This is a genomic window from Oscillospiraceae bacterium CM (assembly GCA_022870705.1).
In the GTDB taxonomy this organism is placed as follows: Bacteria; Bacillota; Clostridia; order Oscillospirales; family Oscillospiraceae; genus Sporobacter.
This window is the reverse complement of the sequence record CP072107.1, coordinates 528,713-541,248: the sequence shown is the minus strand read 5'-3', so window position 1 is coordinate 541,248 and position 12,536 is coordinate 528,713. Positions and strand designations below refer to the sequence as shown.

14 protein-coding genes and 1 tRNA gene are annotated in these 12,536 nt (G+C 50.9%); 5 read left to right on the top strand and 10 right to left on the bottom strand.

Going from position 1 to position 12,536, the window contains the following annotated elements:
- Positions 1-34: 34 nt before the first annotated feature.
- A complete protein-coding gene (locus IZU99_02720; GenBank protein ID UOO38188.1) occupies positions 35-919 on the bottom strand; it encodes an EFR1 family ferrodoxin in 885 nt (294 codons plus the stop codon).
- A 240-nt stretch (positions 920-1,159) separates the two neighbouring features.
- On the opposite strand from IZU99_02720, the gene IZU99_02715 reads away from it, so the two are divergent.
- Positions 1,160-2,278, top strand: a complete 1,119-nt coding sequence (locus tag IZU99_02715; protein UOO38187.1) for a hypothetical protein — start codon at positions 1,160-1,162, stop codon at positions 2,276-2,278.
- An 82-nt stretch (positions 2,279-2,360) separates the two neighbouring features.
- Here the strand turns inward: IZU99_02715 and IZU99_02710 are convergent, their stop codons facing one another.
- The 4 genes from IZU99_02710 to IZU99_02695 form a co-directional block, all read right to left on the bottom strand.
- Positions 2,361-2,924 carry a hypothetical protein gene (locus IZU99_02710; protein UOO38186.1) on the bottom strand — a complete coding sequence of 188 codons (564 nt, stop codon included), beginning with the start codon at positions 2,922-2,924 and terminating at the stop codon, positions 2,361-2,363.
- A gap of 148 nt (positions 2,925-3,072) precedes the next feature.
- The gene (gene galU / locus IZU99_02705; GenBank protein UOO38185.1) at positions 3,073-3,942 is read right to left on the bottom strand and encodes a UTP--glucose-1-phosphate uridylyltransferase GalU; all 870 of its coding nucleotides are present in this window, start codon (positions 3,940-3,942) and stop codon (positions 3,073-3,075) included.
- 21 nt (positions 3,943-3,963) lie between these two features.
- Complete coding sequence (locus tag IZU99_02700) at positions 3,964-4,500, bottom strand: QueT transporter family protein (protein UOO38184.1); 537 nt, start codon at positions 4,498-4,500, stop codon at positions 3,964-3,966.
- 89 nt (positions 4,501-4,589) lie between these two features.
- Positions 4,590-5,216, bottom strand: coding sequence for an epoxyqueuosine reductase QueH (locus tag IZU99_02695; GenBank protein UOO38723.1), 627 nt, complete (start codon positions 5,214-5,216; stop codon positions 4,590-4,592).
- Between the two features lie 107 nt (positions 5,217-5,323).
- Between IZU99_02695 and IZU99_02690 the strand changes: the two genes are divergently transcribed.
- Positions 5,324-6,283 (top strand): lysophospholipase, encoded by a 960-nt coding sequence (locus tag IZU99_02690; protein ID UOO38183.1) that lies wholly within the window; start codon positions 5,324-5,326, stop codon positions 6,281-6,283.
- Positions 6,284-6,308: 25 nt separating this feature from the next.
- Here IZU99_02690 and IZU99_02685 read toward each other — a convergent pair whose 3' ends face one another.
- Together IZU99_02685 and IZU99_02680 are read right to left on the bottom strand one after the other, a co-directional pair.
- Entirely contained in the window at positions 6,309-6,719 is a 411-nt protein-coding gene (locus IZU99_02685; protein UOO38182.1) for a hypothetical protein, read from the bottom strand.
- 224 nt (positions 6,720-6,943) lie between these two features.
- The gene (locus tag IZU99_02680; GenBank protein UOO38181.1) at positions 6,944-8,173 is read right to left on the bottom strand and encodes a D-alanyl-D-alanine carboxypeptidase; all 1,230 of its coding nucleotides are present in this window, start codon (positions 8,171-8,173) and stop codon (positions 6,944-6,946) included.
- A gap of 183 nt (positions 8,174-8,356) precedes the next feature.
- Here IZU99_02680 and IZU99_02675 point away from each other — a divergent pair.
- A tRNA-Gly gene (locus IZU99_02675) sits at positions 8,357-8,430 on the top strand.
- A 123-nt stretch (positions 8,431-8,553) separates the two neighbouring features.
- On the opposite strand, the gene IZU99_02670 is transcribed toward IZU99_02675, so the two are convergent.
- The gene (locus IZU99_02670; GenBank protein UOO38180.1) at positions 8,554-8,814 is read right to left on the bottom strand and encodes a hypothetical protein; all 261 of its coding nucleotides are present in this window, start codon (positions 8,812-8,814) and stop codon (positions 8,554-8,556) included.
- A 193-nt stretch (positions 8,815-9,007) separates the two neighbouring features.
- On the opposite strand from IZU99_02670, the gene IZU99_02665 reads away from it, so the two are divergent.
- A complete protein-coding gene (locus IZU99_02665) occupies positions 9,008-9,634 on the top strand; it encodes a hypothetical protein (protein UOO38179.1) in 627 nt (208 codons plus the stop codon).
- Between the two features lie 91 nt (positions 9,635-9,725).
- Positions 9,726-10,946, top strand: a complete 1,221-nt coding sequence (locus IZU99_02660) for a glycosyltransferase (protein UOO38178.1) — start codon at positions 9,726-9,728, stop codon at positions 10,944-10,946.
- A 45-nt stretch (positions 10,947-10,991) separates the two neighbouring features.
- Here IZU99_02660 and fabG read toward each other — a convergent pair whose 3' ends face one another.
- Together fabG and IZU99_02650 are read right to left on the bottom strand one after the other, a co-directional pair.
- A complete protein-coding gene (gene fabG / locus IZU99_02655) occupies positions 10,992-11,696 on the bottom strand; it encodes a 3-oxoacyl-ACP reductase FabG (protein ID UOO38177.1) in 705 nt (234 codons plus the stop codon).
- Positions 11,697-11,706: 10 nt separating this feature from the next.
- Complete coding sequence (locus tag IZU99_02650; GenBank protein ID UOO38176.1) at positions 11,707-12,483, bottom strand: TIGR00282 family metallophosphoesterase; 777 nt, start codon at positions 12,481-12,483, stop codon at positions 11,707-11,709.
- Positions 12,484-12,536 lie beyond the last annotated feature (53 nt).

Below are 12,536 nucleotides of genomic sequence, written 5' to 3'. Positions count from 1 at the left end.
GATTTGTCAATAATTTCTGGCAGTTTTGACGGGTTTATGGTTTATCATTCAAATATTTATTCACACCGTTCCAGACAAAGTTGTCCGGCAGGTCTGGCCGTGCGTCGCTTGTCATCATTGATGCTTGCTGAAGGAAACGGGATATATTGAATCCACCTTCAATAATTATAAACCGAAATCTTCCTGGCTCCAGCGCGCGTTGAGGACAGGCATAGAAGCATTTCAGGCAGAGCACGCATTTCCGCCCGAAAACATGCCGTCCGTCGACAATCGAAATATTGCCAACAGGGCAGTTATTTTGGCATATCCCACACCCGTTGCAGCCGCTGCTCACTTTTGTTGCACTACCGATTCTCCACGCGCCGAGCTCTTCCACTCGGCCAATCCAGGAGCAGCAGCGATCCAGAGCGCCCGGCTTTGTCCGCCGTCGGACGCCGAACAGTAAATCGCGTACGATATGCCCCGTTCGATTTGGCAGCACCCTTACAAGCTGCACGGCTGCTTCCTTCGGCGTCGGTATCCAGAAATTAGACGGCATAACCAGCATCTGCTCGTAGACGACGTCGAACCCTCGTTTTTCCAGCGCCCGGATTACGCGGTATCGGCATGCCTTATTGGGCGTCACCTCACCGCCCGCCGAGACGGACAAAACGGCGGCAGGCGTCCCAACCGCCGGGTCTGCCTCCCTGATGAAATCGAAAACCGGTTTTGGGGCGTTCATCGCATAAACAGGAAAAAGAAGAATCAGCATGTTGGCACAAAGCGGCTTGGTCCGTACAGCAATCGATAATTCATGCCGTGACACCGTCACACCGCTATCTGTCAATTGGGTCGCCAGCGCATCGGCGGCACAGCGTGTCCCGCCCGTTCCGGAAAAAAAGACGATGTCGGCCTTATTCTCTTTGAAAAACCCGCTCATAATATATCACCCGCTGACTTAGAATGGTTCCCGACAGTATTTTTTACTCATTTTTCGACATCTTTTTTATGTAATAGCACCGAAATTTAGATCAAAAAACACGATAACATTGAAACACATATTGAGTTGTAGTATAATGTAAAAATTAGTAAAAGTCCAAGATATCGTTCTTAAAGTATAAATATCCGAGCATCATGATGGGGCATTTGAAGATTTCTATTATTCAGTGGGGGTGTCACAATGAAGTCAGCGTTCAAGACCGTATTTGCGTCTTTACTGCTGCTTATTGTCTTAACTGTCAATGCATCGGCCGCCTCAATGGCCTCTTATACCATTGACGAACTGGGCTTAACGGTTCAAGTCCCTTCAGATCTCGTCGTATTTACGCGTAATCTTCAGCCGGGAGACCCCTATCCGCCAAAATATGATTTAAACAATGAGGGTATCAAGGATTTCTTTATCAAGCACGATATCTATTTCAATGCCTTTTCAGAAAATATCACGTATGAAGTTGATATCCTGTCTCAGGAAACACCCGCCGTTTTAAACATATATGATTTTCATCTTCTGTCATCGACCGAGCTGCAAAACGTGATGAATAATTCGAAAGAGCTTTATCAGGAGCCCGGCGTCACCTATAAAACGCCGGAGCTCATTGTCGGCAATCCGCAGGCGACATTTATAAAAACATATTACCAGCTGCCAGAGGACAATAAAACGACATATGGCGTTATGTATTATACAATTTATAATGGCCATTCCGTTAAAATAACTTTGCGCAGCTACGGTGTTCCCATCTCCCCTGAGCGCGAAGTGATCGTGTCAGATCTCGTCAACAGCCTCTCGTTTTCACACACCTATACCTCGTCAGAGCTTGAAAAGCAGCGTGTTTTGCACATGTCGGGCTTTGACCTCCTCCATATGCTGCTGATTGACGCCGCCGCGACGTTTTTACTCTTTACTGTTCCGATTTTGATTTACCGGTTCTTCATAAAAAGAAAGCCTCTGGAGAAGGAACAAGCCAAAAACGTTGCCATCATCTATGGGCTGGCCGCCGAGATTCTCGTCCTCGTCTATATCTTTATTTCCGGCAATAACTATGCCGCCGCCGGTGTTATCCCCTGGAGCTTTTTGAACTACTTCATTTTGATCTGCGGCCGCCAAAAAGACCGCGCGCCGCGCCCGGCACCGAAGACATTTAAAAAACCGGCGGCAAAACCTTTAGAAGGGAAAAAAGGGCGTCCGCGGTTTGGCCACGGCGTTTCAAAAGCGTGCCCCCATTGCTTTGCAAAAAACCTTGCCGACAGTGAGGTTTGCTTCTACTGCGGCAAAAACATGAACGATTTACCTACCGACTAATAATCATTTTTTTCCTAAATAAGTATTACATTGCAGCGCCGGACAATCGCCCGGCGCTTTTTTTATGCCGTGCTTCGTGCCGTTAATGGCCGATGCCATAGGTCCCCGTCGGCGGGTCCATAAAAATCGGCAGGTGCGGCGGATAGAATGTAAAATAGAGAAAAGCCGCCGCCATCACAAAGAGTACAAGCGTCGCTATCAGGGCAGCCATGCTGCCGGGCCGTTTAAACCGATAAAAGTGCACCGCCGTCAGAATACCGACAACAAGCCCCAGCAGCAGCGATATAATGTCAAGGATCAGCGATTCGATGCCCAGGGCACCGGTGTATGTATAGAAAAAGGCCACGATAAATAAAGCGCAGGTGAACTCAGCAAGTGCGCCCGTCACGACAAAGCTCTTGAATGACCAATTGCCCGCCTTATGAAACAACAGGTACCCAAAAATCCACCAGACAAGCAGCGGCCAAAACGTCAGCTTTAAATGCTCCCAGACACTCTCGTTCACAGGTGCAAAAAGCCCGGCAAAGATATTGCCGCCCGTCCATTCAAAAACAAAATGCAGCGGTGAGGCCACGATAAACAAAATCGGGATACCCAACAGCATCCATGCTATTACCGGGTCTTTCTTTGACGTTGTTCTTCTCATACTTCGTACCTCCAATTAGGTTATCAAATGATGAAGATATCGCTCAGTCGGCGTTTGCGCCAAATCCGCCGGAAATGTCTTTTAACATCAAGTGCGCCAAATGTTGAATTAAAATTCAATATATGGCGCACCCTTTGTTTTCAGTTGCTTAGAGGCTTTTTGCCTTCTCTCGGATGAAGGACTTCAGCCATGGGCCGATTTCTTCGCTCTCCAGCGCGTAATCAATCGTTGCTTCTAAAAAGCCCTTGAGATTGCCGGTGTCATAGCGCCGGCCTTCAAAGTCAACAGCCACCATGGGTGACTGCTTGCAGAGCAGCTTCAGCCCGTCGGTCAGTTGAATCTCACCACCGTAGCCGGGCGGTGTATTCTCCAGAATATCAAAGATGTCAGGCGTCAGGACGTAACGGCCTAAGATCGCGTAGTTAGAGAATTTCTCTGCAAGCGTTGGTTTTTCATTCATGTCGGAAACGCGGAATATCCGCTCCTCCAACGGTGAAATTTTTAATGACGAATACTTGGAAATCGCCTCGTCGGCCACAGCCTGCGTGCCAACGGCGCTGGCGCCGTATTTTTCCGCCGCATCAATCAGCTGCTTTGTCACCGGTGTTTTCGCCATCATGATATCGTCACCCAGGAGGACGGCAAACGGCTCGTTGCCGACAAAGCGCTTGGCGCGCCAGATGGCGTGTCCAAGCCCTTTTGTCTCCTTTTGCCGGACGTAAAAGATATTTGCCAAGTCGGCCGCAAAGCGGACGGATTCAGCCTCTTTCGTTTTATTGTTTTTCAAAAGCCGCTCTTCAAGCTCTGGATGATAGTCGAAATAGTCATCCATCGCGGATTTCGCGCGGTTTGTCACAATGAGGATATCCTCAATACCGGAGGCCACGGCCTCTTCAATGATGTACTGGATAACGGGCTTGTCGACCATCGGCAGCATTTCTTTCGGCACAGTTTTCGTCGCGGGCAGCATGCGCGTGCCGAGTCCGGCGGCCGGGATGACAGCTTTTTTAACTTTCATGCGTGTTCCTCCAAATTGATATTACTGTGGGGCGTTGCCCCTATAAAGCGCTATAAGCGTTTTAAAAATATTCGTTCTAGGAAGAAATATCAGTGCGGGCAAGCCAAGTGCAAACAGCACGACAAGCTCACCGAACCCAACCTGCAGACCGTTCACCATAAATGCAGGCCAAAAAGCATCCAGCGACGTCGTGGTCTCATACGCAATCAACGCGCCGACAACAATTCCGTTAATAAAAACAGGCGGCAAACAGGCAAAAATCTTGGTCTTCAAGCTCCCTTTATCCTCTCTACCAAGTCGCATCGTTAAATAGGCTGCTGTCAGTGTCGCGAGGGACCCAAACACAATATCCAGCGCACCGTAGGCACTTAAAAGATTTGCCAGTATACAGCCCACAAACAATCCCCAAACGGAAAATGGAAAGAAAAACGGGAGAATACAAAGAACCTCCGAAATTCTAAATTGCACCGGCCCATAACTGATGGGCATAAGCAATATCGTCAGCGCGGCATAGACGGCGGCGATGACGGCGGCAAAGGCGATCTTTCTGGTAGACATGGTTTAACCTCTTTCGTTTAAAATCGTCCTTGATATTATAGCAGTTTATCGCGCGAAAACAATCAATAAAGTGCCAATCAGGCATCGTTTTAAGTTCTTTTTTCCTTCTCGGCAAATGAATACCGGCAGCCGCAATAGTCCTGACGATAAATAGCATATTGCTTTGACAGCTCGACAGAGCGCTGATAGCCGTTTCTCTTCTTGAAATCGGCGGCCAGATACATAGCGCCTTCTTTTTCGGCCAGCGCTTCGCCAATTTGATTGAGAAGCGCGGCATTTTTGTGCGGGCTGACCGATAGCGTTGTTGTAAAATAGTCAAAGCCATGCTCTTTGGCATATCGCGCCGTCTCAGAAAGCCGAAGTTCAAAACAGCGTCGGCAGCGCGCCCCGCCCTCCGGCTCGTCTTCCAGCCCGCAAGTCGCCGCGTCGAAGACCTCCGGCGTATACGCGGGCGTCACGAGCCGGATGGGACGGACGAAATTCATCCGGGCCAGCAGCTCAGCCTGTGCGGCGGCGCGTTTTTCAAATTCGCCGCGCGGGTAGATATTGGGGTTATAGTACAATATCGTCACGTCGAAAACGGCGGCAAGACGTTCCAGAACGGCGCTGCTGCAGGGCCCGCAGCAGCTATGCAGCAACAGACGCTTCATTTTGCCCGAATCTGCAATATCCCGAAGTGTTTTTTCCAGCGCAAGGTGTGCGTTGATTGCAGCCATCTCCTTCTGTTTTGTCCGGCAGGCCGTATATTTTGGCAAAATGTTCAAACGATACCCGATAGACCCATTAATCCACCTGAGTATAACACAAAAGGGGCGATATTGCCATGTCATGCCTGTCTGAATTTAATCTATCCTCTTCTGACGGCAAAAGCCGCCTTCACATCATGCAGTGGCTCCCGGACGACAGAAATGTTAAGGCCGTTTTACAGTTGGCACATGGTGTTACAGAGCATATCGGCCGGTATGACACGTTTGCCCGTTTTATGGCCAACAACGGCTTTGCCGTCATTGGCAACAGCCATCTCGGTCACGGGCGCTCAGCCGCCACAGAAGAAGATCTCGGCTTTTTCACGGAAAAAGGCGGCTGGGATTTCGCCGTGCGCGATTTGCACCTCGTTTTTGAGTCGGCGCGCGCTAAGTTTCCGGGGCTGCCCTACTTCCTGCTCGGCCATTCCATGGGCAGCTTTCTGACCCGCACGTTTTTAACCCGGTATCAAAACATACTGTCGGGCTGTATCATCAGCGGCACGGGGCAACCGGCGGCCGCCCTGATCCATGTCGGTCTTCTGCTGTCATCTGTTCAGAAGCTGCTGTACGGCGCGAGAAAACAGAGCGCCGCGCTCAATCTTCTCTGCTTTGGCGCCTATAACCGCCGCGTCAACCCGCTGCGGACGCCGTGCGACTGGCTCACACGCGACGTTGATCTTGTCGACCGATTTATTGCCGACAATACGTGCGGTTTCGTGCCAACGGTGGGGCTCTTTTCCGACCTGCTCGGCGGGATTCAATTTGTCGGGCGAAAAAAAAATATCGCACATATGCAGAAGGACCTGCCGATCCTATTCGTCTCCGGCGATCAGGATCCTGTCGGTGACTTTGGATTCGGTGTTCGAAAGGTTCAGCGCCTTTTTACGGCCGCCGGCCTAGATGATGTGACGGTTAAAATGTATCAGGGCGCGCGGCACGAGGTGCTCAACGAGACGATCCGGCAGGATGTTTTCAACGACATTCTTGATTGGCTTTTAGCGAAGCTCTCAAAAGACAAAAAAAAAGCGGCACCATGAAGCATGGTGCCGCCGAGCTTTTCAATTAAAAAAATTTGCGTATCCCTTCTGTTGCAAGAGACGTTTCAGCACTAATGGTAATCGTGAACTTAACATTTGCGCGTTCGGAAAAGGCTTCGCACCAGTCGATAAAATCCTCCGTCTTAGCATCAACCGCCTGATCGAGAATTTTCAAGAGGCTGTCGATAAAAACATGGGTAATGTCATAGTTTTCAGCATGCAGGCCGCTGATAAAGCCTTTGAGGAAATCATAGCTCGTGAAGCCGTACTCGGATGCTTCGATTAAACGGGCGGCATGGGGAATATCGTATGTCAGCTTCTGCCCCTTTTCAATACAGACGACATCGCCGTTTTCCTCATTGACGGCCTTGTTGACCAGATCAATAAGCTGCTTCGTCTTGCCGGAGCCTTTGACGCCCATGATGATCTTAACCATAAAACACCTCTTTCGCTTTTTTCTATTTTAACAGTTCTCAGCCAAGGTATCAACCATAAATATTGGCGTTCATAAAGATTTCATCAAATCGCGCACCTGTTTTTTTCAGCGTTCTTATATTATATATTGAACAATTGTTCAATATAACAGCGCGCCGTCATGACACGGCGCGCCGTTATTGATAGCGTCACCAGACGCTGTTGTTTTATCCCATTTTATTGTTTCTACTCCGTCCCACCAAAAAGCATAGCAACAAATTTTGCGAAGACGTCCCCCCAGCCAAGTCGTGCAACGCTATCACCGGCGACAATCGGGAATTCACCAAGAATGGTTTTGCCACTTTTAACGATCAGCGTCCCCATCTGCTCTCCGGCTTGAATGGGCGCTTCGGCTTTGTCGACCACCTGAACCTCTTTTGTCACATTCGATGCCAAATCCTTTTCTAAGAGGATTTTATCGCTGCCTTGAACAACCGGCTGCACATAGGATACTTTGCCAAGCGCAACGCGAACGGGCAGAAGAGCTTTGTCCGGGAAGGCTGAAATGAGCGCGTAGTTAGCAAAGGCATAGTTCAAAAGTGTTTTCGCGCTTTCAAACCGGTCGGCCGATGTGGCTGCGTGCAGCACAACGGCAATGTATTCCACCCCGTCCCGCTCAGCGGTCGCAGCTAGGCAGTGCATCGAGCGGCTTGTAAAGCCGGTTTTCAGGCCGGTCGCACCCTTATAATAGTAAATGAGCTTGTTGGTATTGCTCAAGCCGAATTTACCGCCGCGGACGGTATCCATCCAGATTTTCGTGTATTCCTTAATCATGTCATGCATAATCAGTTCCCGCGACATGATAGCGATATCACGCGCCGTCGTGACGTGGGTTTGATCGTCCAGCAGTCCTGTGCAGTTCGTAAAATGCGTCTGCGTCATACCGAGTTCTTTGGCGCGCGCATTCATTCGTGCCACAAAAACCGATTCCGACCCTGCGAGATATTCAGCCATGGCAACGGCACAGTCGTTGGCAGAGGCGACGACAATCGATTTAAGCATCTCCCGGACGCTCAGCTGTTCGCCCTCCTCCATAAAAATCTGTGAACCACCCATGGAGGCTGCGTGTGCGCTCGCCGTCACCATATCGTCAAGCGTGATTTTTCCGGCCTTAATGGCCTCAACAATAAGCAGGATTGTCATCACCTTCGTCACGCTGGCCGGTTCTAGCTGCTCGTCAGCGTTTTTCTCATAGATGACCTTCCCCGTCTCCTTTTCCATCAAAATAGCGGACGGTGCCGTGATGGCTAAATCCGCGGCATTCGAAACGGGTATGTCGTCATTAAAGACGGAGGCATCTATAGCCTCGTTATCGTTTTCCTCCAAAAATCCCGGTGCTGTATTTTCGGCGGCTGTCGGGACTGTCAGCACCACAAACAGCACGGCTGCGAGTAAAAAGGACAAAAGTTTTTTCATGGCATATCCCTCCTCTTACAAAGGGATATGATGAAATTCGGACAAATATAACCGCGCCACGGCACCCGCCACGCCAACAACACGCATCCCGCTACTGCTGCGCGCCACGCATCCTGAATCTTCGTTTTTCGCTTGCATTTATGACAAGTTGTGTTAAAATAATGTTTACCGTGATTAAAAGCTGCGGGTGTGGTTCAATGGTAGAACGTCAGCTTCCCAAGCTGAATGCGAGGGTTCGATTCCCTTCACCCGCTCCAAAAAATAAATGACCGACAAGTGCAGTAATTACAACACTTGTCGGTCGTTTTGTCTATAACTGTATATATTATGTCTACCTGTCTGTGTCAAAACAGGCGGGGTCGGAAATCTCGTCATAGTCACTAAATGGCTTTTGTTTCGAGTTTTTCCACACGACGCTGTAGCGTTGCAAGATGACGTTCAAGCTCGTTTTGTTTTTCGTGCGTCAGCATGTACCCATCAAACAGGGAATCAAGCCGTTTTGTTATATCATTTTCTATGTTTATATTTACTTTTGTAACTTCAACTTCAATTTTTTCATTGACGTCGTCAATGCTTTTATGTAACGGCTGTAGCTTTTCATCTATCAGCTGACCGATTGCGTTTAAGAGTTCTTTGTCCAATTGTACCACCTCGTACTGTCAGTATATGGCTCAATAATTCCAAAGTCAAGATAATTTCATGCATCAATGCATCCCGTAAAGTCACCCGGTTCATTGAGGTCGAAGGCGTCGCGTCTCGAATCCATTATCTTGAAATCTCCGCCTATTTCCGTTAAAATTGAAAGCACATATAGAGAGAAAAGAGGAAACCACCATGAAAAAAGTCTCAGTGCTTCTGCTGGCAGTTGTCTTGTTGCTGTTCGTCGGCTGTTCAGCTGCGAAATCACCCGATACCGTTCTGGCAATGTTTTTCGCCGCTGTCAAAGAGCAAGATTCGGAAACTGTGCAGGCGTTATCCATCAGCGAGGTAACGACGGCCGCTTCCGCATCGCCGTCGGCTGATGACACATCACCCGCTTCGCCTTCATCATCTTCCGATTTGGAAAGCGCGGAAGTCATGAACCTTGCCTTCAGTAAAATGACGGTTACGATAGAAGATAAAGTGACGGTCAGCGGCGATTCCGCCAGCGCCCCTGTCAAAATCACAGCGCCCGACACGAAGGTAATCCTGCAAGCATGTATTGCGGCTGCTATGAAGGATGCTTTTTCGAATGCACTCAGTGGCAGCGCATCGGAAAACGATACGCAGAACGACTTCACAAAACAGTTTGTTGACGCGTTGTCAAAACCCGATGTGGCGCTCACGACAACCGAAATGACCGTGCAGCTGAAAAAGGTTGACGGCAGCTGGATGGTCGTCGTTACAGACGAATTGATGGATGCGATGACTGGCGGCATGATCGGCTACGCGAAAAACCTTGCCAACGCATTCCAGCAGTAAATTAACCCTAAAAGTCCATGGATGTATAATTAAAGTGCCGTTAAGGCGATACTGTTTAAAAATCAACCTGTTACAGTATCGGAGTTAACACATGGACAAGCCCATAAACGTCTGCCTGTTGAATGATTCTTTCCCGCCCGTCATTGACGGTGTGGCCAACGCGGTCATGAACTATGCGGATATTATAACGCGCAAATACGGCAGGGCCGTCGTAGCAACACCAAGCTATCCCGGCGTGACAGACAATTATCCCTTCCCCGTTGTCCGTTATCCAAGCATTGATACGATAAAATCACTCGGGTACAGAACCGGTTTCCCCTTTAGTCCGCACACCATCCGTAAGCTTGCCAGATACCATCCTGCTATTATCCATGCGCACTGTCCGTTTGCGTCGGCAATCCTCGCCCGCACGCTGCGCGCTTGTACCGGTGCACCCCTCATTTTTACGTATCACACAAAATTTGATATTGAAATAAAAAATGCCCTGTCGCTCGGTCTGAATCAGGCAGCAGCCATTAAATTAATTGTCAACAATATCGATGCGTGCGACGACGTCTGGGTTGTCAGCCGCGGTGCTGGTGAAAACTTGCGCGGTCTTGGCTATCAGGGTGATTATATTGTTATGGGAAATGGTGTTGATTTCCCGCGCGCGCGGGCAACGGCTGCGGCTATTGCTGCCCTGCGGCGAAAACACAGCATTGGGGAGGACGAGCCAGTCTTTCTTTTCGTCGGCAGAACGCAGTGGTACAAAGGCATCAGGATCATTCTTGACGGCTTACGCCGCGTTCGTGCCAAAGGGCTCGGCTTTAAGATGATCTTTGTAGGCGACGGTACCGACCTTGCCGAAATTAAATCTTATGCCCGGGCGCTCGGCCTTGCTGAGTCGTGCGTCTTCACGGGCGCCATCCGTGATCGCCAACTGCTGCGTGTGTATTACAGCATGGCGGATATGTTTTTACTCCCCTCGACGTTTGACAACAGGCCAATTGTCGTCTTAGAGGCGGCCGCCTGCGGGCTCGCCAGCATCCTTATCCGCGGCAGCTCTGCCGCCGAGGGCGTGACGGACGGGCAGGACGGGCTGCTCATTGAGGAAAACGCCGCATCGCTCGCGCGGGCTGTCCTAGCGGTCATTCGTGACACGAGCCTTGCTGCGCGTCTTGGCCGGTGTGCAATGGCAGACCTTTATATCTCCTGGGAAGACGCCGTCGCCGCGGCAACGGCACGATACAAAACTCTGATTGAATCTGTTAACCGAAAAAAGCCTGACAAAATAAGGGCTGCCTTCGCTTTTAACGTCACCGGGCAGCGCTGAAAAAGCCTCCGCGGCTTTGCCGCGGAGGCCATGTTTTTTATTCGCTTAACCGGTAAAACCGCCGTCAACCCCGATGATCTGCCCGGTGATAAACTGCGCCGCATCGGAAGCGAGAAAGCGGACAAGCGCGGCAACATCCTCTGGTTTTCCCAGCATGCCGAGCGGCGTCATTGTGGCAAGCTCGTCAAGAACTTCCGGCGTCAGGTCATTGTTCATGTCCGTTTTGATGACGCCCGGTGCCACGCAGTTGACGGTGATGCCCGATGGGCCAAGCTCTTTCGCCAGCGACTTCGTCAAACCAAAAAGCCCCGCTTTCGTCGCTGAATAGACGGCCTCGCAGGACGCGCCAACCGTTCCCCAAATGGAAGATATCAGAATGATCCGCCCACTTTTTTGGCGCACCATCGCCGGAATGGCGGCCTGGCAGCAGCGGATAACGCCGCCGAGGTTGACGTCAACAACCCGCTGCCAAGCGTCCTCCGGCGTCTCTGAGAGCAGCCCGCAGAGCGCCTTACCCGCATTGCAGACAAGGATATCCGCCGTGCCGACCTTTTCAAACAGCTGCTTGACTTGCGCGCTGTCAGCCACATCCGCCTGCACGGCAATACCGCCCAGCGCACCAGCCAAGGCCCCGGCGGCATCGGCATCGCTTTGATAATTGATGAAGACGCGGCATCCGGCTTCAGCCAGCCCCCGCGCGCAGGCCGCGCCTATCCCACGGGATGCGCCGGTCACCAATGCTGTTTTCATGAGCACCTCATTATTCCGTCATCCGAATAGCCGTTGCATTCAGGCACCGGCCGGTTTCCGTATCAATTTCAAAAACGGCTGCTTCAATTTTGGCCGGCCCCGACTGTGTCTCGTACCGCACCGGGGGGTTCCCGAGAAACATGGACAGGGATTGCTCCGGCTTGATGCCGAGTACAGAGTCGTAAGCGCCCGTCATGCCAAGGTCTGTGATATATCCTGTCCCCCGCGGAAAGACGCGCGCGTCCGACGTCTGGACATGCGTGTGCGTCCCCCACAGCGCGGACACGCGGCCGTCAAGATGGTAAGCCATGGCCAGCTTTTCGCTCGTTGCCTCCGCGTGAAAGTCGACGAGTGTGATACGCGCCGTATTCTGCCGAAGCAGCTTGTCCGCTTCAAAAAACGGGTTTTCCGTTCCGAAGGGCATGTTGCAGCGCCCGATGAGGTTGATCACGCACACATCGCCGAATGACGTATCGAAAACACCCCAGCCACGCCCTGGATTTTGCGGGGCAAAATTGGATGGCCGCAGGATATACGGGCACTCGTCGAGATAATGGATAATTTCGCGGCGCGACCATGTGTGGTTGCCGAGCGTCACAACGTCGGCCCCGTATTCAAACAGGCTCTCCGCCTGCTGCGGCGTCAGTCCGAAGACAGCCGCGTTTTCACCGTTGACGACGGTGAAGGCGATATTGTGTGCCTGTTTGACCGACCGGAGCTTTTTCGACAGAATTGTCAGCCCCGTCTGCCCCGCGACGTCGCCGACTGCCAGAATATTGACAGACATGAAAGCTCCTTTACATAAATCAGAATAAACGGCAGCGCCAGCGGCAACGCCGT

Excerpts from the sequence above, each read along its gene's own strand:
- IZU99_02715 (UOO38187.1), top strand. The coding sequence starts at position 1,160 with ATGAAGTCAGCGTTCAAGACCGTATTTGCGTCTTTACTGCTGCTTATT.
- IZU99_02690 (UOO38183.1), top strand. The coding sequence starts at position 5,324 with ATGTCATGCCTGTCTGAATTTAATCTATCCTCTTCTGACGGCAAAAGC.
- IZU99_02710 (UOO38186.1), bottom strand. The coding sequence starts at position 2,924 with ATGAGAAGAACAACGTCAAAGAAAGACCCGGTAATAGCATGGATGCTG.
- galU (UOO38185.1), bottom strand. The coding sequence starts at position 3,942 with ATGAAAGTTAAAAAAGCTGTCATCCCGGCCGCCGGACTCGGCACGCGC.
- IZU99_02665 (UOO38179.1), top strand. The coding sequence starts at position 9,008 with ATGAAAAAAGTCTCAGTGCTTCTGCTGGCAGTTGTCTTGTTGCTGTTC.
- IZU99_02650 (UOO38176.1), bottom strand. The coding sequence starts at position 12,483 with ATGTCTGTCAATATTCTGGCAGTCGGCGACGTCGCGGGGCAGACGGGG.
- IZU99_02680 (UOO38181.1), bottom strand. The coding sequence starts at position 8,173 with ATGAAAAAACTTTTGTCCTTTTTACTCGCAGCCGTGCTGTTTGTGGTG.
- IZU99_02695 (UOO38723.1), bottom strand. The coding sequence starts at position 5,216 with ATGGCTGCAATCAACGCACACCTTGCGCTGGAAAAAACACTTCGGGAT.
- fabG (UOO38177.1), bottom strand. The coding sequence starts at position 11,696 with ATGAAAACAGCATTGGTGACCGGCGCATCCCGTGGGATAGGCGCGGCC.
- IZU99_02685 (UOO38182.1), bottom strand. The coding sequence starts at position 6,719 with ATGGTTAAGATCATCATGGGCGTCAAAGGCTCCGGCAAGACGAAGCAG.
- IZU99_02720 (UOO38188.1), bottom strand. The coding sequence starts at position 919 with ATGAGCGGGTTTTTCAAAGAGAATAAGGCCGACATCGTCTTTTTTTCC.
- IZU99_02700 (UOO38184.1), bottom strand. The coding sequence starts at position 4,500 with ATGTCTACCAGAAAGATCGCCTTTGCCGCCGTCATCGCCGCCGTCTAT.
- IZU99_02660 (UOO38178.1), top strand. The coding sequence starts at position 9,726 with ATGGACAAGCCCATAAACGTCTGCCTGTTGAATGATTCTTTCCCGCCC.